This window comes from Rhizobium sp. P28RR-XV, assembly GCF_012641385.1.
Classification (GTDB): Bacteria; Pseudomonadota; Alphaproteobacteria; order Rhizobiales; family Rhizobiaceae; genus Rhizobium.
Genome location: NZ_JABAIG010000011.1, coordinates 154,558 through 178,332, shown reverse-complemented (window position 1 = coordinate 178,332; position 23,775 = coordinate 154,558). Strand labels below are relative to the sequence as shown.

Sequence of the window (23,775 nt, the reverse complement as noted above, 5' to 3'; positions counted from 1 at the left end):
TGAGGGGAGAAGATTTAGTTACCTAATTAAATGAGGCTGAACAATGGGTGTTCCTAACGCTTCCTTGGATCTTGATGCGATCGACCAACGGATGCTGGAGGCGCTGGCGCGCAACGCCAGGATATCGCTGAAGGAGCTTGCGGAAGCTGCCGGTCTTTCGTCGCCGAGTGCGGCCGAGCGGCTTCGCCGGCTTGAGGAGCGCGGCATCATATCAGGTTTTACGGTCGATATCGCGCCCGAGGCGATCGGCTATCCCTTGCAGGCAATCGTCCGCGTCAGGCCTCTGCCCGGTCAGCTCCATGTCGTCGAGCGGATCATTCAGGAGACGCCGGAATTCATCGAATGCGACAAGGTCACCGGTGACGATTGCTTTATCGGGCGGCTGGTGGTGCGCTCGATGGGCGAACTCGATGGGATATTGGACAAGATCACCGAACGTGCCGAGACGAACACGTCGATGATCAAGGCGACGCCGGTCAAGCGACGGTTGCCGCCGCTTTCCCGCTAGGGCAATTCCAGGAAAAGTGCGCAGCGGTTTTCCGTCCGGAATTGCGGGATGCAATAAGCTAGAGCCGCTTGACGGCTCTAGAATTCCGCCATCGGCGAAAGCATGAGCGGCCCTATGATCTCGTCGGCCGCTTTGCCGCGTGCCATCAGCACCGTGTAACCCTCATAGGGTTCCGGCGACACCTCGCAATCCAGCCGATCAGGCGAAAAGCAGATCTCGATGCGCTCGGGTTCGACATCAAGCGCCGACAGGATCGTCGCCAGAGATGGAACGGCCGTTCCCGCAATATCGAGAAGCCAGAAAGTCGCACCGTCAAACGTCCAGGCAATGACCGCGTCATCCCCGAGTGCCGTCAAGCGGATCGCGGAATTGAAGCAGGCATTCAGCAGAAACATCTCCATCTGCCTGACAACGGCAAAGCGGGCGGAGACCGGCTGCCGGCTCTGCAGGAGTGTCTTGATGAGACGCAGATCATCAGGCGCTTCCAGGGAGAGCTGCCGGGCAGTCAACTCGGACTTCTGCAGCTTTGGCGTTCGGGCACCGAAGATATGCTGTGGCAGGCTGCGAAAGCCGTATCGCTCATAGAGTGCAGGCTTGTCGGTAAGCAGGAGATCGAGTTCGCAGCCCTCGGCGGCGGTTCGATCAAAGGCGCGTTGCATGAGATCGCGGTAGAGGCCGCGCTCGCGCCATTCCGGCCGGACCGCGCCGGATTGATAGCCCGCCGCCTTGATGGCACGGCCATTGATGATCATCGGCATGGAAAAGGCGCTGAAATTGGCGACGCAGCGCCCCTCGCCATCGAAATAGCCTGATGGCATGCTTGTCGGGTCCGGGCCACCGAACGAAGCCTGCAGGTCGACATCGATCGAGAACGTATCCTGCAGCAAATCAACGAGCGCACCCCAGGCGGAGGGATCGCCAAAATAATCCTGACGCAGAGTCAGACCATACCGCGTTGCAAGCTCCGTCATCACACGCCGGTCGAGCCGAAGCCGCCGGCGCCGCGCTTGGTTTCGCTCGCTTCGGTCGTCTCTACGATGCGGGCCTGGGTAACCGGCGCGATGATCATCTGCGCGATGCGCATGCCGCGGGTGATCTCGAAGGGCTCTTCGCCGAGATTGATCAGCAGCACCTTCACTTCACCGCGATAGTCGCTGTCAATCGTGCCGGGGGAATTCAGGCATGTGATGCCGTTCTTGAAGGCGAGGCCGGAGCGCGGGCGGATCTGTGCCTCGAAACCGTCCGGAACTTCGAAGATGAAGCCGGTGGGAACGAGCGCGCGCTTGCCGGGAAGGATCGTTAGCGTGGCCTCGTCGTCAACGGCGGCGCGCAGGTCCATGCCGGCTGCACCTCGGGTCTCGTAGGCAGGCAGCTCCAGGCCCTCGCCATGCGGCAGGCGGATGAGGTTCAGGGTCGGGCTGATATCGGTGTGAATGGTCATGCGGCATTAGTTTGCGCGCGAACGCCCGAGGTCAATTGCATTTAGGGCTTTGAGTCGCTAGATACGGCGCCAATTCACAGGATTCACACGCATGGCCGAAAGTCTCGCCGAGGCGGTCTCCCGCCGCCGCACATTCGCTATTATCGCTCACCCGGACGCGGGCAAGACGACGCTCACCGAAAAGCTGCTGCTTTTCGGCGGCGCCATTCAGCTTGCCGGCGAGGTCAAGGCGAAGAAGGACCGCATGCAGACGCGGTCCGACTGGATGAAGATCGAGCGCGAGCGCGGCATCTCGGTTGTCACATCGGTGATGACCTTCGAATATGAAGGCAACGTCTTCAATATTCTCGATACGCCCGGCCACGAAGACTTCGCCGACGATACCTATCGCACGCTGACGGCCGTCGACGCCGCGGTCATGGTCATCGACGCCGCCAAGGGCATCGAGCCGCGAACGCTGAAACTGTTTGAAGTTTGCCGCATGCGCGACATCCCGATCATCACCTTCATCAACAAGATGGACCGCGAAAGCCGCGACCCCTTCGAGATTCTCGATGAGGTGGAAGAGAAGCTGGCGCTTGATACAGCGCCGATCACATGGCCGATCGGTCGCTCCAAGACCTTCTGCGGCTCCTATCATCTGGCATCCAATACCGTTCGTGGTTCCGATACCGAGGTCACCGCAACCCCCGTCAATGGCCCGCGGACCGTCGCCGACAGACTGCCGGAAAACGAGCGCAAGGCCTTTATCGACGAAACGGAACTTGCAATCGAGGCGTGCCGGCCGTTCGACCGGGAATCGTTCCTTGAGGGACATATGACGCCGGTCTTCTTCGGCTCGGCGCTGCGCAACTTCGGGGTGCGCGATCTCATCAACGCGCTTGGCGACTTCGCGCCGCCGCCACGCGACCAGGTCGCCGATATCAGGACGGTTCACGCCACCGACGACAAGATGACGGCCTTCGTCTTCAAGATCCAGGCCAACATGGACCCGAACCATCGCGACCGTATCGCTTTCGCGCGCATCTGCTCCGGCAAGCTGGAGCGCGGCATGAAGGCCCGGCTGTCGCGCACCGGCAAGCAGCTCGGTCTCACCGCGCCGCAGTTCTTCTTCGCCTCGCAGCGCCAGCTCGCCGATACCGCCTACGCCGGCGATGTCGTCGGCATCCCGAACCACGGGACGCTGCGCATCGGCGATACGCTGACGGAAGGCGAATCCCTCGTCTTCCAGGGCGTGCCGAACTTCTCGCCGGAAATCCTCCGCCGCGTGCGCCTCGAGGATGCCATGAAGGCGAAGAAGCTCAAGGAAGCCTTGCAGCAGATGGCCGAAGAGGGCGTCGTGCAGCTCTTCTCGCCCGAGGACGGCTCGCCCGCCATCGTCGGTGTGGTCGGCGCGCTGCAGCTCGACGTGCTGAAGGAGCGGCTGATGGCCGAATATGGCCTGCCGGTCTCCTTCGAAATGTCGCGCTTCTCCGTCTGCCGCTGGATCTCGGCCGATCAATCCGTCGATCTCGAAAAATTCGTCACCCAGCGGCGCGGCGATATCGCCCGCGACCTCGACGGCGATCCGGTCTTCCTCGCCCAGGACGGCTTCTCTCTGCGCTATGAAGCGGAACGTTATCCGGCTATCAAGATGGTCGCCATCAAGGAATATCACGCTGTCAAGGCGGCGTGATATCAAGGATGTTGCAGCCACAGGCAACCGGCCTGTGGTTCATAATGCTATTGTTCCGCTGCTGCATTCATCAGTTCCGCGTAACGAGCCTCAGTGACTTCATCCAGCGGAAACATGCATTCGACCCTCAGCTCCTGCGTCGTGATCATCTGCGCGGTGCCGACCGTCGTGATCAGCGAGAAAAATCTCAGGATATGCCCGTCCTTCATGAAGGACAGGGGGATGAGCGGCGCATTTTCGATCGTCGGTGACGTCTGCCATTCGGCATTCACATTGGGGTAGGCGAGCAGGCTATCGATGAGCTCCTTCGTCCGAGCATCGATGACGCGGCCGACGGATTCGCGGAAGACGCGTCTCAAAAGGCTTTCGGCCGTCTTGTCCCAGTCCGGAATGAAGGGCCGCATGCCCGCGGGGTCGAACATGAGATGCAGGAGATTGCGCGGCGCCGGGCGTGCGGCCATATCGACGAACCGGCCGAAGAAGCGAAGGGTCGCGTCATTGGTCATCAGGACATTCCAGTAGCGGTCCATCACAACAGCCGGAAACGGCTCATGCTGACGCAGCATGCGCTTGAGGGCGTTGATAACCCCTGCATTTCCCGATCGTCAAAGCTTCCTTCCGAATAGATCGGCGCATAACCGGCAGCGAGCAGCAGTGTGTTGCGCTCGCGGAACGGCACGTCCAATGCGTCGGCGAGACGTAATACATTCTGGCGGCCGGGCGTGCTCCTGCCGCTTTCGATAAAGCTGATCTGACGCTGCGAAATGCCGGTGTCGAGGGAAAGCTCGAGCTGGCTTTTGCCGCGCGTATCGCGCCATGCGCGCAGCTGCGGGCCGAGTTCGTTTGGCATTCTTGGATTCAAACCGGAAGAATTCATCCTGCAAAGGCCTCTGCGCGTCGTTCGTTTATTGTGGCGGGGCGTTGTTCAGCCGCCCCGCCAGCTCAATTCTTATGAGAAGGCAACAGGGCCGACCGATCCATACCAGTGCCGCACTTTGGTCGGATCGGCCTCGTCCATATAGAAGAAGTGCGTCATGACCGGTTTGACCACCGTTTGCGTTCGGTCGTCGGGTGTCATGGTCACGGTCCCCCGGAACACCTTCAGCGATCCGGCGTCCCAATATTCGATGACATCATGCAATGCCGTGAAGCCGGTGTCGATGAAGGCGCGCAAGTTCTGGCGAATGGTGTCGCGCCCGTTCCAGTCGGCAATACCGAGATTGCAGGTGGCGTCTTCCGCGAGGCAATCGAAGCCGTCGCCGAAGGTCTTGTCGTCAATCTCCCGCCAGAAGGCGAGTAGCCATTGCGGGGCGTCTTTTTTGGTGAATGACATCGTCGTCATGGATTTCTCCTGAGCCTGCCGTTGGAATGACGCCGTGGCCGTCGACGTCATGCCGGGTGAAGGCTCTCTTTGGTTGAAGGGCTGAATAAGCTCCTCCTGCAAGAAGATGGTCTTTAAATACGCCGAGACGAATGCCGTTCTCAATTACATCAGATGTAATGAAGACCCGTCGATTACGCCTCAAGCCGACGTGATCGGTTCGAATGCGTTTCGTTTTGGAATAGTGCCTTCGCGATGTTCCATCCAATATAGCGCTATGCCATAGTGCCGCCCCGAGGTCCCCTGGAGCAGAACGAGCAGCTTTTATGATGAAATTTTTTGCGGTTCTCGCGCTAGCCTTCGTCGGCTTGTTGCCGGCCGTGGCCGAAGCGCGGGTTATCACAGACGCGGCCGGCCGCACGGTGTCCGTCCCGGACAAGATCAACCGCATATTGGTAGCCGGGCCGCCCGCCACCGTACTCGTCTATGTGCTGGCGCCCGAGAAGTTGGTTGGCTGGGCGCATGCGCCCGATGATGCCGCCAAGGCTTATCTGATGCCATCGGTGCGGTCGCTGCCGTCAGTCGGACGCCTGACGGGCAAGGACGGCACCATCAGCGCGCAGGCCGTCATGGACGCCAAGCCCGACATCATTCTCGATGCCGGCACGGTCGATCCCACCTACAAGGCGCTGGCCGACAAGGTGCAGAGCGCGACGGGCATTCCCTATATCCTCATCGACGGCAGCTTCGCCCGCACCGCAGATACGCTTCGTGACGTCGGCGCCCTGATCGGCGTCGAGGACCGCGCCAACAAGCTGGCTGATTATGCGGATTCGGCGATCAAGGACCTGAACGAGAAGCTCGCGACCCTGCCGAACGATCCGCGCCCGCGCGTCTATTACGGCCGTGGTGCCGATGGCCTGGAAACCGGGCTCTCCGGCTCGATCAATCTTGAGATCCTTGATGCAGTCGGCACGATGAACGTCGCCGCCGCCGCCGGCAAGGGTGGTCTCGCCAAGGTGACCGTACAACAGGTCGTCGGCTGGAATCCGGATATCATCATCGCCGAGACCCCTGCTTTCGCCGCCTCGGTGAGGAGCGATCCGCAATGGGCTGGGATCAAGGCCGTCAAGGACGGCAAGATCTTCGTGCCGCCGTCCTTGCCCTTCGGCTGGTTCGATTCGCCGCCCGGCGTCAACCGGCTGTTCGGCGTGCGCTGGATGGAGAAGCTGCTCTATCCAAAACTCTTCCGCAGCAATTTTTCCGACGACGTGAAGCAATTCTACAAGCTGTTCTATCAGGTCGATCTGACCGACGATCAGCTGGCGGCACTGCTGAAGGGCATGAAATAATCGCTCTGATAAGGAAAGCGCTGATGGTCCGGGAAAACGAAATTCGTGAAAACGAAGTGGCCGTCGAGCCGCCCTCGGGGTTGGATGCCGGTCTCACCTTCATCGGCCGCATCTCCACGCCGTGGACATCGCGCATGGAAACGCCGCGCCAGGGACGGCATGACGGCCCCATTTGCCGGATCGAAATCTTCGAGCCCTGGGTGGCGGCGCTGCAGGGGGTGGAAGCCTTCGAGCGGCTGGAAGTTCTCTATTGGCTGGATCGTTCCAGAAGGGATCTCGTGCTGCAGAGCCCGGCCAGCAGCGGCAAGGTGCACGGTACCTTCTCACTGCGCTCACCGGTTCGGCCCAATCCCATCGGCACATCCATCGTCAAGCTGGAAGCCGTCGAGGGCGCCGTGCTGCTGGTGCGTGGCCTCGATTGTCTTGACGGCACGCCGCTGCTCGACGTGAAACCGGATCGCACGCTGTTCAAGCCGATCGCGCCGCCGCAGCCCGGAGATTTCCAGACCGGCGACGGCGAAACGGCGCATTATTGTCAGAAAAGTTAGTCGACAGCGACCATGACATCGGATGCCTTGATGACAGCATAGGCGGCGGAGCCGACCGTCAGGCCCAGTTCGTCGACTGCCTCGTTGGTGATCGAGGAAGTGACGATCGAGCCGTTGCCGATATCGATGCGGACATGCGCTGTTGTCGCACCCTTGGTGATTTCGACGACCTTGCCCTTGAGGCGGTTTCTCGCGCTGATTTTCATGGATAGTCTCCCTTGTGACGGTGCGACCCTATTGCGTCGACCGTCGGTGGGCTACCGAATTCTGTTCGTTCCTATTCGCCCCGCGGATAGCGTTGGTTTTCCTCCAGCACGTTGAGGTCCATGTGGTTGCGCATGTACCGCTCGGACGCCTTCTGCAGCGGCTGATAGTCCCAGGGATAATAGGCGCCATTACGCAGGGCAGTGTAGACCACCCATCGCCGCGCCTGGCTTTCGCGCACGGCGGAGTCGAAGCTTGCAAGGTTCCAGCGCTCCATGGCCCGCGCCGTCAGCCTTTTCAGCGTTTCGGCATGAGCAGGGTCATTAGCCAGGTTGGTCAGCTCCTTCGGGTCCGCCTCGATGTCGAAGAGCATCGGCGGATCTTTCTCGCAAAGCGTTAGCTTGTAGCGGCCGTCACGTAAGCCCACGAGCGGCGCTTCGGAGCCTTCGGCGGCATATTCCATCGGAACGGCGCTGCGGCTTCCCGTGTCGAGAGCGAGCGGCGTCAGGTCTTCGCCATCGGTCCATCGACGCAGCGATGCGATGTCTATCCCGGCAAGAGCTGCCAGCGTTGGGGTCACGTCGAGCGTCGAAACCGGCTGATCGATCCGCTTCGGCTGCCAGCCGGGGGCTGATATCATCAGCGGCACGCGGGCAGAGCCCTCGAAGAAGTTCATCTTGAACCAGAGGCCGCGCTCGCCGAGCATGTCGCCATGGTCCGAGACGAAGAGGATGATGGTGTTATCGGCCATGCGGCCGCGCTCGAGCGTTTCCAGTATTTCGCCGATCTTCTCGTCGACATAGGAAATATTGGCGAAATAGCCACGCCGCGCCCGGCGAATCTGTTCCGGCGTGATGTCGAAGGCGGTGTGATCGCATGCCTTCATCAGCCGCTGCGAATGCGCGTCCTGCTGTTCGAAGGGGATTTCGCCGATTTCGGGGTCGAGCGCCGGGCAATCCTCATAAAGATCCCAGAAGCGTCGGCGCGCGACGTAAGGGTCGTGCGGATGCGTAAAGCTGACCGTCAGGCACCAGGGCCGCTCGTCTTGTCTGCGTGAGAGATCGTAGAGCTTGCGGTTCGCGTGATAGGCGACCTCGTCATCATATTCCATCTGATTGGTGATCTCGGCAGTGCCGGCCCCGGTGACCGAGCCGAGATTGTGATACCACCAGTCGATGCGCTCGCCGGGCTTGGTATAGTCAGGCGTCCAGCCGAAATCGGCGGGATAGATGTCGGTCGTCAGCCGCTCTTCGAAGCCGTGCAGCTGGTCCGGGCCGACGAAATGCATCTTGCCCGATAGCGCTGTCTGATAGCCGGCGGCGCGCAGGTGATGGGCAAAGGTCGGGATGTCGGAGCAGAATTCGGCGGCATTGTCATAGACGCGGGTGCGGCTCGGCAACTGCCCGGACATGAAGGAGGCCCGCGCCGGCGCGCAGAGCGGGCTTGCCGTATAGCTGTTGGCAAAGCGCACCGAGCGCTTCGCCAGAGCCTTCAGGACCGGCGCATGTAGGAAATCGGCCGGGCCGTCGGGAAACAATGTGCCGTTGAATTGATCGACCATGAGGATGAGGATATTCGGGCGGGACATTTGAGCGTCTTTCTCGGAAATTGGAGCATGATGCCAAAAAGTGTGAGCGGTTTTCGGATGACATCATGCTCTACTTTTTTGATTCTAGAGCGGATTCAGATTTTAGGTCGGTTCGACCTAAAATCATCCGGCTCTAGAGGCCAATGGCGGCTTTGACGGCATCGCGGCCGGGCTTGCCGTCGATAGTGGTGACATCAGTAAGCCAGGGCATCAAGACATCCGGATTCGCCTTCAGCCAGGCGGTCGCCGCGTCCTTGGCGCTCTCACCGCCGAGGATCGACCCCATCAGCGAATTCTCCATTCCGATGTCGAAGGTCATGTTATGAAAGAGCTTGGCGGCATTCGGGCATTGGGCCGCCCAGCCGGTGCGCGCCAGCGTGTAGACTTCGGCCCCGCCGTAATTCGCGCCGAAATAGGCATCGCCGCCGGCGAGATAGGCGATCTTGAACCGGTCGTTCATCGGATGCGGCGCCCAGGCGAGGAAGACGATCGCCTGCTTGTCCTTCGAGGCGCGCTCCACCTGCGACAGCATGGCCTGCTCGCTGGATTCCACCAGTTCCCAGCCTTTCAGACCGAAGTCGTTGGCATCGATCATTTTCTGGATATTGGCATTGGCGGGCGCACCCGGCTCGATGCCGTAGATCTTGCGGTCGAAATCGTCGGCATGTTTCTGCAGGTCGGCGAAGTCCTTGATGCCCTTGTCGGCGACATAGGTCGGCACGGCAAGCGTGAACTTCGCGCCCTGAAGGTTGCGGTTCAGCACCTCGACGGCCTTTGCCTTGTTGAGATCGTCGACGAATGCCTTCTGCGCGGGCATCCAGTTGCCGAGGAATACGTCGATCTCGCCTGTTTTCATCGCTTGGTAGCCGATCGGCACGGAGAGGGTCTTGATGTCGGGCTCGTAACCGAGGGCGCTCAGCAATACGCCGGTCACGCCGTTGGTCGAGGTGATGTCGGTCCAGCCTGGATCCGAAAGATGAATCGTCTTGCAGCTGTCGCCATCGGCCTGGGCGATGCCGGCAAAGGAAAGAACGGAAAGAAGAGCGCCGGCCGCCAGCCGACCCATTGCAGACATGCGCATGACGATGGTTCCCTCTTGTTATTGGATTATTTTATTGAACATCACTAGAGTTCCCGCTGTGAAGCAGGCATTTTTCGATGGATGCCAAAAGGAAATTTTATGGCTGAACGTGTCGTCGATCTTGGCTGGCTGCGGATTTTCCTGGAGGTGGGGCGCTCCGGCAGCCTGTCCGCCGCCGCCTCGGCGCTTGGCCTCACCCAGCCGGCCGTCAGTTATCAGGTTCGCCGCATCGAAGAGCAGATGGGTGTCGCCCTGTTTCGCCGCCAGCATCGCGGCGTCGTGCTTTCGCCGGAGGGGCAGCGCCTGTTCGAGATCGCCGAAAAGGCGGTCGGCGGTGTCGATAATCTGGTGCGCAGTTTCCGCGCCGAGGCGGAGCGGCCATCCGTTCGTCTGCGCACGGACTATGCCTTTTCCGCCCTGTGGCTGATACCCCGCATGCATGCGTTCCGGCTTCTCCACCCGGAGGTGGATATCCAGATCGTCGCCACGCAGCGGCTGGATCGCGGCGGGCCGGAGAGTGGCGATATCGCCGTCTTCTTCGGCACGCGCAGCGAATTCGGTCCGGCAGCCAGTTTGCTGTTGCCGGAAAAGGTCGTGCCGATCTGCACCAGGGGCTTTGCCGAACGTCACGGCCCGTTCACCGATCCCTCGCAGCTTGCGGGCACCACGCTCGTCCATCTCGATTCGGAGATGCCGTCGCCATGGTTCGATTGGGAGAGTTATCTTTCCGCCTTCGGTATCGCTCGGGATGCCTATGCCGGTCGGGGCGACCTGCGCTTCAATACCTATTCGCTCGTCGTGCAGGCTGCGCTCAGCGAACAGGGTGTTGCCATCGGCTGGATCGGTCTTGTCGATTCGCTACTTGCCGCCCGGACGCTGGTGACGGCCGGCCCCGTGCTGGAAGCGCCTGCCCGGGGTTATTGGCTGCTGCCGCCATCGACGCCGAACCCGCATGCCGAGCAACTGGCGCTATGGCTGCTCGCCGAAGCCGCCGCCGGCTAATAATCCGGTTCTATTCCGCCGTGAGATCGGCAAGAAACGTCTCACACCAATGCGATACGTCATTCTCAAGCAGATAATCCATCATGCCGCGCCAGCGTTCCTGTCGCTCCTGCAATGGCATGTTGATGCCGCGCGCCAGCGCATTGGCGGTGCCGTCGACGTCATAGGGATTGACCAGCAAGGCGCCCTTCAGCTTGCGTGCCGCCCCCGCAAAGCGCGATAGCACCAGCACACCTGGATTTTCCGGGTCCTGTGCCGCGACATATTCCTTGGCGACCAGGTTCATGCCGTCGCGCAGCGGCGTCACCAACCCGACTTTCGCAAGCCGATAAAGGCCGGCCAGTATTGGGCGGCTGATCGAGCGGTTGATATAGCGGATCGGCACCCAGTCGACCGTGCCGATCGCGCCGTTGACCCGGCCGGCCTGTTCCGCAACCGCATGCTGCATCGCCTCGTATTCCGGCACTTCGGAACGCGATTTCGGGGTGATCTGCAAGTAAGTGACGCTGCGTTGGTGGGCCGGATTGTTGGTGATGAAACGCTCGAAGGCATCGATACGCTGGGTAATGCCCTTGGAATAGTCGAGCCGGTCGACGCCGAGGATCAGGTCGCGGCCCTCGATGCTTTTGCGCACTTTCTGCACCATGCTGTGCGATGCGGCCTTGCGGGCGAATTCGGCAAAGCCTGCCGTCTCGATACCGATCGAATAGGCGCCGCCGCGAAAATCATGGCCGTGGGCATTGAAATGGCCGGGACTTTTCTCGATGCCCATGCCTTCGCGTTTCAGGCAGCCCGCGAAGTTTTCCAGATCGTGATCGGTCTGGAAGCCGAGCAGGTCATAGGAGGAAAGGCCCCGCATGATCTCCTCATGCACCGGCATGGCGAGCACGACGTCCGCCGGCGGCCAGGGAATGTGCAGGAAGAAGCCGATGCGGTTCTTCAAGCCCATCTGCCTAAGTTCCGCCGCCAATGGTATTAGATGATAATCGTGAACCCAGATGATGTCGTCGGGCTCGACAAGCGGTGCAAGCCGATGGGCGAAGAAGCGGTTGACGCGGAAATAGCCGGTCATTTCCTTGCGAGCATATTCGGCGAGATCGAGCCGGTAATGGCAGATTGGCCAGAGCACGCGATTGGCAAAGCCTTGATAATATTCCTCGACATCGGTCTGCGTCAGATCGCTGAGTGCATAGGTGATATTGCCGTCCTGCGTCATCTGCAGCGGCTCGGGCTCGATGTCGCCGCTCGATTTGCCGGACCAGCCCATCCAGATGCCGCCACGTTCGGCAAGAGCAGCTTGCAGCGCCACGGCAAGGCCACCCGCGGCTGCTGCGCCCTTGTGATCGGGTACGGAAACGCGGTTGGAAACGATGATGAGACGACTCAACGGTAACTTCCTTTCGAGAAGGCTAAAGCAATTCCAGGAAAAGTGCGCAGCGGTTTTTCGTTCGGAATTGCGGGAAACTAAGAAGCTGGAGGGCGCCGAAGTGATCGACGGATTACTTGACGAGCGTTCCCAGCACGTCCCTTAAACGCGCAGGTGAGCCAATGGATGCACGCGCCAGCGTTTTTCCGTTGGCATCGCCGATGCGCACGGATTGGCCGCCGAGACGGTTGGCAGCGGCAAACATCGTCTCGTCGGTCACGTCATCGCCGATCGCAACCGGGCGGCGTCCCTCAAAGGGGGCTTCGGCAAGAAACGCCTCGACGGCATGTCCCTTGCTGGCGTGCGCCGGGCAGATTTCGATCACCATCTTGCCGCGTTGAAGGTTCCAGTCGGGACCGGCTTCCTCCAGATGGCGTTGCATGGCTTCGCCGATTTCGGCCTCGTATGCGGGTGCATGGCGGAAGTGAACGGCGACCGCGGCCCCCTTGTCCTCGACGATGGTACCGGGCCAGGCCTGGGCCTCGTATGCAATGGTCTGCTTCATCGCTTGGAAGGCGGGCGGAATATGCGCACGCCGCAGCCGGCCCGCCGCATCGCGCCGTTCCGCGCCATGCAGGCCGGCGACGGGGAAGCGGAAAGGGGCAAAAAGGGGGTCGACGAATTCGATGGCGCGGCCCGTCACCAAGGCCAGCGCGCCGCCGAGCTGGCGGGAGAGCGCATGAAGCGTGCCAGGCAGATAGTCGGGCACGACGATCGCTTCCGGCCTTTCGGCGAGATCGAGCAAGGTTCCGTCGATATCGAGGAACAGCGCCCAGTCCTGAGGATACAATGAGAGTGCGGTAAGGGCCGGCTCGTTCAGCGGCCTCGGCTTGGCTTCACCCTGTTCGGGCTGTTCCTGAGAAGACATGCAGGGTTAGCTAAGGCGCTCTTCCCATTTGGCAAGGAAAAAAACGAACGGCTGGAAATCAAAAGGGGCCGCCTGAAGCGACCCCCCATGAGCTTTGGCCCGTAACTGGCCTGAAGCGACAAACGCTTCGGGAAGGTGGTGGTTAGAGCGAGGGCTGCCTCGCAACGTTCACAACCATTTCCATGCCGTATACAAAGACCGAAATCTCACTAGACATTGGATCACCTTCCTTTCGTTACGTTTCAGACAGGCTAAACGTAGCTTAAATTTGACCCGATGCAAGAGGCATGGTCTTGGAAAGCTTCACACTTGTTGTCGCAGTGAAATGCCCATGCCCGGCACATCCCAGCGAAAAGCCCTATGACATCGGGCTTCACGAAGAAAATGTTTCGATGCGGAATGTGATCGGACGAAGCGTCAAATATCTGTCGTCTTGCGCCGCAGGCGATGGAAAATTAAGACTTTATTACCCATTCCGCATAAACAATCGTCCAAGATTTGCCATTCTCCCGCGGGACAGGAATACAGCGGGAATCGGAGTATAAAGACGCATGTGTCGCTGGGCAGCCTATCGTGGAGACCCCCTCTATCTGGAGGAGCTGGTGTCTTCGCCCGCCCACTCCCTGATCGAACAATCCCATTGCGCCACGCGCGCCAAGACGGCAACCAACGGTGATGGTTTCGGCATCGCCTGGTATGGCGATCGGCCGGAGCCGGGCCGCTATCGGGACATCCTGCCGGCCTGGTCCGATTGTAATCTGAAGAGCCTGGCGCGGCAGATCAGCTCGCCGCTCTTTCTCGCCCATGTCCGCGCCGCAACAGGCGGTGGCACGCGGCGGGACAATTGCCATCCCTTCGTCTTCGAAAACTGGTCGTTCCAGCACAACGGCCAGATTTCCAACTTCGATCGCCTGCGCCGGCCGATGGAAGCCATGCTCGACGACCGGTTGTTTCATGCCCGCAGCGGCACAACCGATTCCGAGCTCTTGTTCCTGCTGGCGATGCAGTTCGGTTTGGCGACCAATCCGATTGCGGCGATCGCTCAGACCATCGGCTTCGTCGAAGGGCTGTCGTTGCATCGGACTGGCTCGGTGCTGGTGCGCTTCACGGCCGCCTTCTCCGACGGAAAGTCGCTCTACGCCATCCGCTATGCGACCGACCGCAAGGCGCCGACGCTCTATGCCTCGCCAGTCGGCGCGGGATACTGCCTCGTGTCGGAGCCGCTGAACGACGACATCGATGCCTGGCGCGAAATTCCAGATGGCAGCGCCGTCATGATCGATGAGACCGGCGTCCATGTCACGCCCTTCCAGCCGGAAGAGCGCGCATCCGCAGAGCGTCCGCCGATAGCCGCTATCCGTGCGTAAACTGAGCCGCTATCAGCGTCGCCAGCCGCACGGCCACTTCATCCTTGTCGAGGTCGGGCCACTGCACGACCCCGTCATGGCTGATGATCTTCACGCGATTCCGCGTGCCGCCCATGATGCCGGTTGCGGGTGAGACATCGTTGGCGACGATGAAGTCGGCGCCCTTGCGCTCCAGCTTGGCGCGGGCATTGCTCTCGACATCCTGCGTTTCGGCGGCAAAGCCGATGACGAGTTTCGGCCGCTGCGTATGGTGGCCGACCGTCTTCAATATGTCGGGATTTTCCGTGAGCGCCAGCGTCGGGATCGACTCGCCCGGATGTTTCTTGATCTTCTGGTCCGATGCGGAGGCGACGCGCCAGTCGGCGACCGCCGCCACCATGACAGCGATGTCAGCGGGAAGGGCTGTGAGCACCGCGTCGCGCATCTCGTCCGCCCGCTCGACATGGATGACGTTGAGGCCGACCGGATCGGGTATGGTGACGGGGCCGGATACGAGGGTGACATCGGCGCCGAGTGCTGCAAGCGCTGCGGCAATTGCATGGCCCTGCCGTCCCGACGAGCGGTTGGCGATATAGCGCACGGGATCGATCGGCTCATGCGTCGGACCGGAGGTGACGACCGCCTTCTTGCCGGCAAGCGGCTTGGCGCCGTCATCCAGCCGCCTCTCGGCCGCCGCGACGATATCGAGCGGTTCCGCCATTCGGCCCGCGCCGCTCTCGCCGCTCTCGGCCATTTCGCCGGTCATCGGCCCGACGAAGGCGATGCCGTCGCTGCGCAGCGTCTCGACATTGCGCTTGGTCGCCGGATGAGCCCACATCTTCGGGTTCATCGCCGGCGCGGCAAGGACGGGCTGGTCCGTGGCAAGCAATATGGTCGAGGCCAGATCGTCCGCCAGCCCGTTTGCCATCTTGGCGAGCAGATCGGCGGTAGCAGGCGCGATCAGCACCAGGTCGCAGTCGCGCGCCAGCCTGATATGGCCGATATCTTGCTCGTCCTGACGTGAAAACAGATCGGTGAAGACATGGTCGGCGGCAAGCGCGCCGACGGCAAGCGGCGTAATGAACTCCTGCGCGCCTGATGTCATCACCGGCCGCACGCTCGCGCCGCGCTCGCGCAGCCGGCGGATGAGATCGAGGCTCTTATAAGCCGCAATGCCGCCGGAGATGATGAGAAGGATGCGCTTTCCTGCGAGAACCATGCCTGAACCCGTCGCCTGTTCTTTTGCCGATAAGCCTAAGCCTTTGGCGTGTCATAGGCAATCGCGGCGTGCTTCGTTCGAGGTCGACGTGTCGGTGATTGCGACGCAAATGATCCGTCTTGTTGGTATTCCAGGCAGGCGATCACACCGGCATCACCTACTTGTCATTTGCGTGGGTCCTCCGGCTCGACAAATCTGAGCGCGTTAACGATCGAAGGAGTAACGCCTTGAAACTGATGAAAGTCGCGATGATCGCCCTGCCAATCATGGCCGCCGCCATGCCGGCTTTTGCCGAACGTGCTTATTCCCCGCAAGAGCAAAAGAACAAGGAGATCGTTCTGGATTTCTACCAGAAGGCGCTGAACGACAAGGACTTCGACGCGGCTTCCAAATACCTGGGCAAATACATCCAGCACAACCCTCTTGCCGCCGATGGCCCCGAAGGCCTGCGTGGCTTCCTCGACTACCTGAAGAAAAACTATCCGCAGTCGAAGAGCGAGATCAAGCGCGTGATGGTCGACGGCGATTACGTGATCCTGCGCGTCCACGCCATTCGCCAGCCGGGCGATCGAGGCAGCGCCATCGTCGATATCTTCCGGGTCGAGGATAACAAGATCCAGGAACATTGGGATTCGGTGCAGCCGATCCCAGAGACATCGAAGAACAGCAATACGATGTTCTGAGTGGAAGGCCGCAAGGAAAACAGATCCACGGCCCGTCCTTCTCTATTCAAATCATTTCTGCGACATGATCCCGCAACCAATTCATGTTTGCGGGATCATGTCCGTGTTCCGAAGTTGCCGATGCCGGGCGGTCAGGTACGCGTGATCGATAGGCCGCCGTCGACGAGCGAAGCCGTGCCGCTGACGAAGCTTGCGTCATCGGAGGCGAGATAGAGGACCGAGCGAGCAATCTCTTCGGGACCGGCGACGCGCTTCAGCGCATGCAGATTGGTTATGAAGGCCTGCTTTTCGGCCGTGTCGTTCATTTCGCGGTACATATCGGTATCAACAGCGCCCGGCAGTACGGCATTGACGCGCACATTCTGCGGCCCAAATTCGGCGGCCAGCGTTTGCGTCAGGCCGATCAGGCCGGATTTGCTGGCGGCATAGGCGGCAACGCCCGGGAAGCTGACGGTGTGGCCGACAAAGGTCGACGTGAAAATCACAGAACCACCGCCGTGCTTGATCATTTCGCCAATCTGGTGCTTGGCCGCCAGGAACGACGCGGTGAGGTTGATCGCCAGCGCTTCGGCAAAGCCTGCCTCTGAAACCTCGGTGCTCGGGCCGGCCTCGCCGAGCGTGCCGGCATTGTTGAAGGCAATATCGAGCTTCCCGTAGCGCTCGACCGCAAGGGCGACCAGCGCCTTGTGGTAATCTTCCGAGCGTACATCGCCGGCCAATACGGCTGCCTCACCGCCGGCGCCTTTGATCTCAGCGGCAAGGCTTTCCAGTTCTGCGATGCGGCGAGCGCCGACGATAACCTTGGCGCCTTCGGTGGCGAAGAGCTTTGCCGTGGTGCGGCCGATGCCGGAGCTGGCACCGGTGACGATTGCGACTTTTCCATTCAAGCGGTTCATTGTTCCATCTCCTGTGTGAGGACGTGTCTTTCGGTTTCTCCGATACGTGGAAGATGGCCTTTTCCGATCGTTCGGATTAGTCTGTAAAAAGAGGAATTCGAATTCGGAGTTTCCGAACGATGCTGAAGATCGATGGGATCGTGACGTTCGTAACCGTAGCCGAGGCCGGCTCGATCAGCGAGGCGGCGCGACGCCTGCGCCTGTCGAAATCCGTCGTCAGTGAACGGCTGTCGGAAATGGAGAAAACGTTGGGGGCAACCCTGCTTCACCGCACGACCCGCAAGCTGACCCTGACGGAGGATGGCGCCGCTTTTCTGCAGCGCGCGACCCGCATCGCGCAGGAGGTGCGCGAGGCTGCGGCCGATCTCGCCGAGCGGCGCGGCACGTTGATGGGGCCGCTGCGCATCGCCGCGCCTGTCGCCTTCGGCCGCCTGCATCTGGGGCCGGCTCTCTATCCGTTTCTTGCCGAGCATCCGAAAATCGAACTGACGCTTGATCTTGACGATCGCCGGGTCGATGCTGCTTCGGATGGCTATGACGCAATTATTCGTAATGGCTTGATTGCCGACTCGCGCCTGATCGCATGGAAGCTCGCCCGCAGCCGCCGCCTTCTCGTGGCTTCGCCGAATTATCTGACACGCCGCGGCAAGCCCGCTTCGCTCTCCGATCTTGAGGACCATCGCGGTATTTTTTACACCAATCGCGGCGTCGCAGACTGGCGTTTCCAGGGACCAGACGGTGCTATGGTCATCCGTGCGAAGCTGGCTCTGGGCGTCAATAACGGCGATGTTCTCCACGACGCCGCGATTGCCGGGCTCGGCATTGCCTTGCTGCCGGCCTTCATCGCGGGGCCTTCGGTGAGGGAGGGGCGGCTCGTCGAAATCGATGTCGGCTATCGGCCGGAGCCGGAATTCATCTTCATGGCCCATCCGGAAGGGCGCAATCCCTCGGCCAAGCTCCGGGCGATCGCGGATCATCTGAAGAAGGCCTTCGGCGATCCGCCCTATTGGGAACGGGAGTAATTCCAGCAAAAGTATGAAGCGGCTTTGCGTCGGGAATTACTTGAAAACAAATAGCTGGCTAATTACGCAATCAGGTTCATGAGATTGGCAATGACCGGCGATCGTTGCGCCTTGAGGCTGGCAAGGCCGAGCCGCGCCACCACCGGCGGCCCGTCGATCTGTCGATAGGCGACGCCATCGAGCTTGATCTGCGCGATCGAAGCGGGAACGATGGAGACGCCGAGATTGGCGGCGACGAGATTGACGACGGAGGGGATTTGCGGTGCCTCCTGCGTCACCACCAGGTCGAAGCCCGCCTCGCGGCAGGCGGCGACAATATCGTCATAGAGGCTGAGCCCCACCATGCGCGGGAAGAGAATGAAGGGTTCACCGGCCAGTGCCGCGATCGGCACGCGCTCCTTTTTCGCCAGCGGATGATGAGCCGGCAGCGCGATCAGCATCGGCTCATCGGCAAAACGCTTCAGCCGCACGTCTCTCGGATCTTCAAGGCCCGGGCGGATGAAGGCGGCGTCGATCTCGCCTCGTATCAGCCGCTCCATCAGCGCATTGGTATTCATCTCGGTCAGCGACAGCCGCACCTCCGGCCAGTGTCCCCGAAACTCGCGAATGGTCGCCGTGACGATGGTGTTGAAGGCGGAAGAGGCGGTGAAACCGAGCGAGAGGCGGCCGATTTCGCCGCGATTGGCGCGCTGGGCGGCAAGCTTTGCCTTTTCAGCCGCATCGACCGCCATTCTCGCTTCGGTGAGAAAGGCTTCGCCGGCCACCGTCAGCTCAGCTCCATGCGGCACGCGGTGGAACAGCTGCGCGCCCACCTCGTTTTCCAGGTCCCGGATCTGCTGGCTGAGCGGCGGCTGGCCGATGCCGAGCTTGGCGGCCGCACGGGTGAAGTTTCCCGCTTCCGCGAGCGCCAGAAAATAGCGGATATGACGCAGCTCCATCGCTATCTCCAAAAGCTATTGAGATCGCCTGTTCCATATATTGGACTAATAAGGCGGACCTGACTAGATTTCAGGGCAAGAAAGGTTGGGTGCCCCATGTTTCGCGCCGCTGGAAAGCAGGCAACCACTGCTTCCGAAGTTCTGTCCAGTCCCGAATTGACGCTCGTCAGGAGCGAGCCGCCTGCCGATCCTCGCCAATTCCTGACGCGCGGCACGCCCGCCTTCCGCCGCGCGACCATCGCGCTGTTTCTCTCGGGGTTTGCCACCTTCTCGCTGCTCTATTGCGTGCAGCCGCTGATGCCGATCTTCTCGGAGGATTTCGGCGTTACGCCGGCTGCAAGCTCGCTGTCGCTGTCGCTTTCGACCGGCTTCCTGGCTTTTGCGATTTTTGGCGCCGCCGCCGTTTCCGAAAGCCTCGGCCGCCGCAGCCTGATGTTCATATCGCTGCTGGGCGCGGCGATCTGTACGCTCGTCTGCGCGGTGTCGCCGAGCTGGCATATGCTGCTCGTCGTCCGTGCGCTCGAGGGCATTTTGCTGGGCGGTGTCCCGGCTGTCGCCATGACCTATCTGGCCGAGGAGATCGAGCCACGCGGCCTTGGTGGCGCCATGGGCCTCTATATTGCCGGCAACGCCTTCGGCGGCATGGCCGGCCGTGTGGTCACCGGCACGATCGCCGAATCCTTGAGCTGGCGGCCGGCGCTCGCAGCCGTCGGCATTCTCGGCCTGATCGCCGCCGTCGGCTTCCTCTATCTCCTGCCACCGTCGCGCAATTTTACTCCGCGCAAGGGCTTCGATGCCGCCTTCCACGCAAAGGCCTGGGGTGGTCATTTCCGCAATGCCGCGTTGCCTCTGCTCTTTGCCATCGGCTTTCTTGTCATGGGCTCCTTCGTCACGGTCTATAATTATGCCGGCTTCCGCCTCGTCGCCGATCCCTATGACCTCAACCAGACCGAGCTTGGCCTTATCTTCACTGCCTATCTCTTCGGTATCGTCGCCTCCTGGGTCGCTGGTCTTCTCGGCGATCGCATCGGCCATTTCGCCGTGCTGCCGGTCGGCGTGCTGATCGCGGCACTCGGGGCGGCGGTGACGCTTTCCAGCTCCTTGCCGCTGATCATTCTCGGCATCGTTCTGGTGACGATCGGCTTCTTCATGACCCATTCCGTCGCCAGCGCATTGGTGGGACGGCTGGCCCATGGTGCTAAGGGGCATGCCTCGTCGCTCTACCTGCTGGCCTATTATCTCGGTTCCAGCATTGCGGGCTCCGTCGGCGGCTATTTCTGGCTTGCCGATGGCTGGAATGCCGTGGTTGCCTTCATCCTCGTGATGCTGGCAATGTGTCTCGTCAGTGCCCTTGCCATCGCTAGGCTAGCGCGCCGTTAAGGCAGGAGGCAGCCATGATCCGCATCGACCATCTCGATCATCTCGTGCTCACGGTTGTGAGCATCGAACAGAGTTGTGATTTCTATGCCCGCGTCCTTGGCATGGGCATCGAAACCTTCGGGGAGGGCCGCAAGGCTCTTACCTTCGGCAACCAGAAGATCAATCTGCATCGCGTTGGACATGAATTCGAGCCCAAGGCGAAGCAGCCGACGCCGGGCTCCGCCGATCTTTGCTTCATCAGCACCACGCCGCTGGATGACATCGTCGCTCATTTGCATGCCGAGGGCGTCGCCATCGAGGAAGGTCCCGTCCGTCGGGCCGGCGCGACCGGCCCCATTCTCTCGGTTTATTTCCGCGATCCGGACAACAACTTGATCGAAGTGTCCAACAGTCTCTCCTGAGATCACACCGCCCCCTATACGGATTGCTCCTTATGAGGTCCGCCTCTGAACGCGGCTGCTTGACTCCCGAATTTTCGACCTATATTAAACCATTAAGTTAATTAACTTTCTGGTTTATCAGGCGGCATGGACACATTAAGCATGACCCTTTCGGCCCTTGCCGATCCGACACGCCGGGCGATCCTGGCGCGCCTGGCGAGTGGCGAGGCGTCCGTCTCTGAACTGGCCGAGCCTTTCGACATGTCGCTGGTCGCCGTGTCCAAGCATCTGAAGGTGCTGGAAAAAGCTGGCCTGATCTCGAAGGGCAGGGAGGCGCAGTGGCGCCCTTGTCGGTTGGAGCCCAAGCCACTCCGGCAGGTGGATGACTGGCTGGAGAGCTATCGCCAGTTCTGGAACGACAATCTCGATCGCCTCGAAGCCTATGCGGCACTATTGCAAAAGGGAGGAGCGGATGACCCCAGCACATGAGGGCGGCAGCATGCGCCCGCCGCGCGAGATCGTGCTGACCCGCGACATTGCCGCGCCGCGCGCCCTGCTGTTTCGCCTCTGGACGGAGCCGGAACATCTGATGCGCTGGTGGGGGCCGCAGAACATGACGGCGTCATCCGTCTCCGTCGATCTGCGGGAAGGTGGTGCCTGGCGGCACTGCATTCTGACGCCGGAGGGCAGGGAATATTGGAGCCGCGGCCGCTATCTGGAGATCGTTCCGCCCGAGCGTCTCGTCTTCACCTTCGCCTGGGAAAATCAGGACGGCAAGCCCGGTCACTCCATGCAGGTTACCTTGGAATTTCATGAGCTTGGCGAGAAGACGCGCCTCGTCTTCCGCAAGGTCGAGCTGCCCGATGATACCGAACTGAAGCTGCAGACCGGCGGCTGGGAGCAGGCTCTCGACAAATATACCGCCTACGCAGAAGCCACCTCAAGGGAAGGATGAGAGTGATGAAGAAGACCTATCATGGAAGTTGCCATTGCGGCGCCGTCAGCTACGAGGCCGATCTCGATCTGCAGGGTGGCACCTTCAAATGCAATTGCTCGATCTGCAAGAAGAAGCGCAATTGGCTGGCGGTGGCAACACCGGCCGATTTCCGCCTGACCTCGGGCGATGACAACATCGGCGAATACCAGTTCGGCCCGCGCATCCTGCATCATCTCTTCTGCAAGACTTGCGGCATCAGCTCCTTCAACTGGGGTGAAAATCCCGCACTCGGCGGCAAGTTCTATGCGATCAGCATAAGCTGTCTCGACGACACCACCGATGAGGAATTAGCCGCCCTTCCTGTGGGATATTTCGACGGCCGCGACGATCGTTTCGATCGCGCGCCGGAGGAAACGCGCTATCTTTAGAGCAATTCCAGGAAAAGTGCGCAGCGGTTTTCCGTCCGGAATTGCGAGACAACAAAGAGCTGGAGCGGTCCTGCGATTCCGTGAAAAGCTGAACCACTCTAGCCGCTCGGCGAGGACTCCCAGTCCTCGAAACGTAGCTTGTGAACGCGCTCAAATTCCCTGACGTTATGCGTTATCAGGATGAGATCGCGGGCGACTGCCTGGCCCGCGATCAAAACGTCATAGGCGCCGATCGGCGTGCCGAGGGAAGCAAGGCTTGCCCGGATTTCGCCGGCTATCCGGGCATCTTCCCTATCGAAATCCAGTGTCTCGAACTGCAAGCCATCGACTCGCGCAAGGTTCTCGGCAACACGCTGACCCTTATAGGCACCATAAAACAGCTCGTGCGCGACGATGGCCGGAATGGCGAAATCCTGCGGCTTATGTCTGCGAAGTTCGCTCACGAAGCCGGGATGCCCTTTCATCAGAGCGATGACGGCATTGCTATCGAGCAGATACTTCACTTGAAGATATCCAGTTCGGGGCGTTGCTGCTCAGCCGGCTCTTCCTCGGTCGCTTCCACGAAATCCTGATCGACCGATCCTGTCACGGCTTCCAGCCAATCCCAATCTTCGGCGATCGGCTCCAGAATGATTGCTTTTCCCTGCCGTCGGATGCGCACTTCTTCGCCGTCGAAGCGGAATTCCTTCGGCAAGCGCACGGCCTGCGAGCGGCCGGACCAGAAGATTTTTGCGGTGTCCATGCCATAACTCCTTTGAGATATGACATTGATATATAGCAACTGCAGTGTGATTTCAATTCGAGGATGTCATGAGGCCGCCTTTGTCGCCAGCCAAATGACGTGGCGCGCGCCGCTCTTGCCATTGGCGCGCGTATTGACCATCTCGGCGGCAAAACCGCTGTCGCGCAGCCGCCTTGTAAAGCGTTCGTCAGGGCCAGAAGACCAGACCGCTAGCACGCCGCCCGGGCGCAACGCATCGCGAGCCGCCTTCAGGCCTGGATAGTCGTAGAGGCCATCGTTGGCTTCGGAGGTGATACCGTCGGGGCCGTTGTCGACATCGAGCAGGATGGCGTCGTAAGTCGCCTTGCTGGCGCGGATCAGCGGCCGCACATCGCCCTCGTGAATGGCGACGCGCGGGTCGTCGAGGCAGCCGTCGAAGACCGCTGCCATCGGCCCGCGTGCCCATGAAACGACTGCCGGAACCAGTTCTGCGACCGTGACTTTGGCGTCTGCATCGAGTTCTCCGAGTGCCGCCCGCAGGGTAAAGCCCATGCCCAGGCCGCCGATCAATATGTGCGGCGCCTTCCGGCCCTTGATCTTCTCGCAGGAAAGCGTGGCTAGTGCCCGCTCGGAGCCGCTCAGGCGGCTGTTCATCAGCTCGTTGGTGCCGAGCATGATCGAGAATTCCTGGCCGCGCTGCTTCAGCCGCAGCTCGCCGCCGCCAGGGATTTTCGCAGTGTCGAGCAGGGTCCAGGGGATCACAGGCAACTCTCCAAAGCAATTCCAGGAAAAATGCGCTGCGGTCTTCCGC

27 protein-coding genes and 1 pseudogene are annotated in these 23,775 nt (G+C 60.8%); 13 read left to right on the top strand and 15 right to left on the bottom strand.

Annotated features, from left to right (window positions below; translation table 11 throughout):
- The first annotated feature begins 43 nt into the window (after positions 1-43).
- Positions 44-508 carry an Lrp/AsnC family transcriptional regulator gene (locus HGP12_RS23785; RefSeq protein WP_168841271.1) on the top strand — a complete coding sequence of 155 codons (465 nt, stop codon included), beginning with the start codon at positions 44-46 and terminating at the stop codon, positions 506-508.
- Between the two features lie 77 nt (positions 509-585).
- Here HGP12_RS23785 and HGP12_RS23780 read toward each other — a convergent pair whose 3' ends face one another.
- The gene (locus tag HGP12_RS23780) at positions 586-1,479 is read right to left on the bottom strand and encodes a GNAT family N-acetyltransferase (protein ID WP_168841270.1); all 894 of its coding nucleotides are present in this window, start codon (positions 1,477-1,479) and stop codon (positions 586-588) included.
- Positions 1,479-1,949 (bottom strand): dUTP diphosphatase, encoded by a 471-nt coding sequence (gene dut, locus HGP12_RS23775; RefSeq protein WP_168841269.1) that lies wholly within the window; start codon positions 1,947-1,949, stop codon positions 1,479-1,481. Before dut ends, HGP12_RS23780 begins: the two co-directional genes overlap by 1 nt.
- 91 nt (positions 1,950-2,040) lie before the next feature.
- On the opposite strand from dut, the gene HGP12_RS23770 reads away from it, so the two are divergent.
- On the top strand, positions 2,041-3,624 hold the full coding sequence (locus HGP12_RS23770; protein WP_149632836.1) for a peptide chain release factor 3: 1,584 nt from the start codon (positions 2,041-2,043) through the stop codon (positions 3,622-3,624).
- Between the two features lie 47 nt (positions 3,625-3,671).
- Here HGP12_RS23770 and HGP12_RS23765 read toward each other — a convergent pair.
- Together HGP12_RS23765 and HGP12_RS23760 are read right to left on the bottom strand one after the other, a co-directional pair.
- Positions 3,672-4,474: pseudogene (locus HGP12_RS23765) on the bottom strand (helix-turn-helix domain-containing protein).
- A 99-nt stretch (positions 4,475-4,573) separates the two neighbouring features.
- Positions 4,574-4,966, bottom strand: coding sequence for a nuclear transport factor 2 family protein (locus HGP12_RS23760; RefSeq protein WP_168841268.1), 393 nt, complete (start codon positions 4,964-4,966; stop codon positions 4,574-4,576).
- A 305-nt stretch (positions 4,967-5,271) separates the two neighbouring features.
- Between HGP12_RS23760 and HGP12_RS23755 the strand changes: the two genes are divergently transcribed.
- The gene (locus tag HGP12_RS23755) at positions 5,272-6,297 is read left to right on the top strand and encodes an iron ABC transporter substrate-binding protein (RefSeq protein ID WP_168841267.1); all 1,026 of its coding nucleotides are present in this window, start codon (positions 5,272-5,274) and stop codon (positions 6,295-6,297) included.
- Between the two features lie 23 nt (positions 6,298-6,320).
- The gene (tsaA, locus tag HGP12_RS23750; protein ID WP_168841266.1) at positions 6,321-6,845 is read left to right on the top strand and encodes a tRNA (N6-threonylcarbamoyladenosine(37)-N6)-methyltransferase TrmO; all 525 of its coding nucleotides are present in this window, start codon (positions 6,321-6,323) and stop codon (positions 6,843-6,845) included.
- Here the strand turns inward: tsaA and HGP12_RS23745 are convergent.
- The 3 genes from HGP12_RS23745 to HGP12_RS23735 form a co-directional block, all read right to left on the bottom strand.
- Positions 6,842-7,051 (bottom strand): molybdopterin-binding protein, encoded by a 210-nt coding sequence (locus HGP12_RS23745; RefSeq protein ID WP_120662771.1) that lies wholly within the window; start codon positions 7,049-7,051, stop codon positions 6,842-6,844. The two genes, tsaA and HGP12_RS23745, sit on opposite strands and share 4 nt — an antisense overlap.
- A gap of 71 nt (positions 7,052-7,122) precedes the next feature.
- Positions 7,123-8,637, bottom strand: a complete 1,515-nt coding sequence (gene betC / locus HGP12_RS23740) for a choline-sulfatase (protein ID WP_168841265.1) — start codon at positions 8,635-8,637, stop codon at positions 7,123-7,125.
- Positions 8,638-8,770: 133 nt separating this feature from the next.
- Entirely contained in the window at positions 8,771-9,718 is a 948-nt protein-coding gene (locus HGP12_RS23735; protein WP_409526847.1) for a choline ABC transporter substrate-binding protein, read from the bottom strand.
- Positions 9,719-9,817: 99 nt separating this feature from the next.
- On the opposite strand from HGP12_RS23735, the gene HGP12_RS23730 reads away from it, so the two are divergent.
- A complete protein-coding gene (locus HGP12_RS23730) occupies positions 9,818-10,720 on the top strand; it encodes a choline sulfate utilization transcriptional regulator (RefSeq protein WP_168841264.1) in 903 nt (300 codons plus the stop codon).
- Between the two features lie 10 nt (positions 10,721-10,730).
- Here HGP12_RS23730 and otsA read toward each other — a convergent pair whose 3' ends face one another.
- Both otsA and otsB read right to left on the bottom strand, forming a co-directional pair.
- Positions 10,731-12,107 carry an alpha,alpha-trehalose-phosphate synthase (UDP-forming) gene (gene otsA, locus HGP12_RS23725; protein WP_168841263.1) on the bottom strand — a complete coding sequence of 459 codons (1,377 nt, stop codon included), beginning with the start codon at positions 12,105-12,107 and terminating at the stop codon, positions 10,731-10,733.
- Positions 12,108-12,219: 112 nt separating this feature from the next.
- Positions 12,220-13,014: a trehalose-phosphatase gene (gene otsB, locus HGP12_RS23720; protein ID WP_168841262.1), complete on the bottom strand. Its 795-nt coding sequence runs from the start codon at positions 13,012-13,014 to the stop codon at positions 12,220-12,222.
- Between the two features lie 551 nt (positions 13,015-13,565).
- Between otsB and HGP12_RS23715 the strand changes: the two genes are divergently transcribed.
- Positions 13,566-14,381, top strand: a complete 816-nt coding sequence (locus HGP12_RS23715) for a class II glutamine amidotransferase (RefSeq protein ID WP_168841261.1) — start codon at positions 13,566-13,568, stop codon at positions 14,379-14,381.
- Here the strand turns inward: HGP12_RS23715 and coaBC are convergent.
- Positions 14,368-15,579: a bifunctional phosphopantothenoylcysteine decarboxylase/phosphopantothenate--cysteine ligase CoaBC gene (gene coaBC, locus HGP12_RS23710; protein WP_168841260.1), complete on the bottom strand. Its 1,212-nt coding sequence runs from the start codon at positions 15,577-15,579 to the stop codon at positions 14,368-14,370. The genes HGP12_RS23715 and coaBC overlap by 14 nt on opposite strands.
- Before the next feature lie 236 nt (positions 15,580-15,815).
- On the opposite strand from coaBC, the gene HGP12_RS23705 reads away from it, so the two are divergent.
- Positions 15,816-16,262, top strand: a complete 447-nt coding sequence (locus tag HGP12_RS23705; protein ID WP_205926617.1) for an ester cyclase — start codon at positions 15,816-15,818, stop codon at positions 16,260-16,262.
- Positions 16,263-16,393: 131 nt separating this feature from the next.
- Here HGP12_RS23705 and HGP12_RS23700 read toward each other — a convergent pair whose 3' ends face one another.
- The gene (locus HGP12_RS23700; RefSeq protein WP_168841258.1) at positions 16,394-17,158 is read right to left on the bottom strand and encodes an SDR family oxidoreductase; all 765 of its coding nucleotides are present in this window, start codon (positions 17,156-17,158) and stop codon (positions 16,394-16,396) included.
- 119 nt (positions 17,159-17,277) lie between these two features.
- Between HGP12_RS23700 and HGP12_RS23695 the strand changes: the two genes are divergently transcribed.
- On the top strand, positions 17,278-18,180 hold the full coding sequence (locus HGP12_RS23695) for a LysR family transcriptional regulator (protein WP_168841257.1): 903 nt from the start codon (positions 17,278-17,280) through the stop codon (positions 18,178-18,180).
- A 62-nt stretch (positions 18,181-18,242) separates the two neighbouring features.
- Here HGP12_RS23695 and HGP12_RS23690 read toward each other — a convergent pair whose 3' ends face one another.
- Entirely contained in the window at positions 18,243-19,118 is an 876-nt protein-coding gene (locus HGP12_RS23690) for a LysR family transcriptional regulator (protein WP_168841256.1), read from the bottom strand.
- 96 nt (positions 19,119-19,214) lie between these two features.
- On the opposite strand from HGP12_RS23690, the gene HGP12_RS23685 reads away from it, so the two are divergent.
- The 5 genes from HGP12_RS23685 to HGP12_RS23665 all read left to right on the top strand — a co-directional run bounded on the left by HGP12_RS23685 (position 19,215) and on the right by HGP12_RS23665 (position 22,243).
- Positions 19,215-20,498 (top strand): MFS transporter, encoded by a 1,284-nt coding sequence (locus HGP12_RS23685; protein WP_168841255.1) that lies wholly within the window; start codon positions 19,215-19,217, stop codon positions 20,496-20,498.
- Between the two features lie 14 nt (positions 20,499-20,512).
- Positions 20,513-20,899 (top strand): VOC family protein, encoded by a 387-nt coding sequence (locus HGP12_RS23680; RefSeq protein ID WP_168841254.1) that lies wholly within the window; start codon positions 20,513-20,515, stop codon positions 20,897-20,899.
- 126 nt (positions 20,900-21,025) lie between these two features.
- On the top strand, positions 21,026-21,367 hold the full coding sequence (locus HGP12_RS23675; protein WP_168841253.1) for an ArsR/SmtB family transcription factor: 342 nt from the start codon (positions 21,026-21,028) through the stop codon (positions 21,365-21,367).
- Positions 21,351-21,833, top strand: coding sequence for an SRPBCC domain-containing protein (locus HGP12_RS23670; protein ID WP_168841252.1), 483 nt, complete (start codon positions 21,351-21,353; stop codon positions 21,831-21,833). Before HGP12_RS23675 ends, HGP12_RS23670 begins: the two co-directional genes overlap by 17 nt.
- Before the next feature lie 5 nt (positions 21,834-21,838).
- A complete protein-coding gene (locus HGP12_RS23665) occupies positions 21,839-22,243 on the top strand; it encodes a GFA family protein (RefSeq protein ID WP_168841251.1) in 405 nt (134 codons plus the stop codon).
- 98 nt (positions 22,244-22,341) lie between these two features.
- Here the strand turns inward: HGP12_RS23665 and HGP12_RS23660 are convergent, their stop codons facing one another.
- The 3 genes from HGP12_RS23660 to HGP12_RS23650 form a co-directional block, all read right to left on the bottom strand.
- Positions 22,342-22,746, bottom strand: a complete 405-nt coding sequence (locus HGP12_RS23660) for a type II toxin-antitoxin system VapC family toxin (protein WP_168841250.1) — start codon at positions 22,744-22,746, stop codon at positions 22,342-22,344.
- Positions 22,743-22,985 (bottom strand): type II toxin-antitoxin system antitoxin VapB, encoded by a 243-nt coding sequence (locus HGP12_RS23655; protein ID WP_168841249.1) that lies wholly within the window; start codon positions 22,983-22,985, stop codon positions 22,743-22,745. The genes HGP12_RS23660 and HGP12_RS23655 overlap by 4 nt, the downstream gene beginning before the upstream one ends.
- A 66-nt stretch (positions 22,986-23,051) precedes the next feature.
- Positions 23,052-23,726: a spermidine synthase gene (locus tag HGP12_RS23650; RefSeq protein ID WP_168841248.1), complete on the bottom strand. Its 675-nt coding sequence runs from the start codon at positions 23,724-23,726 to the stop codon at positions 23,052-23,054.
- Positions 23,727-23,775: the final 49 nt, after the last annotated feature.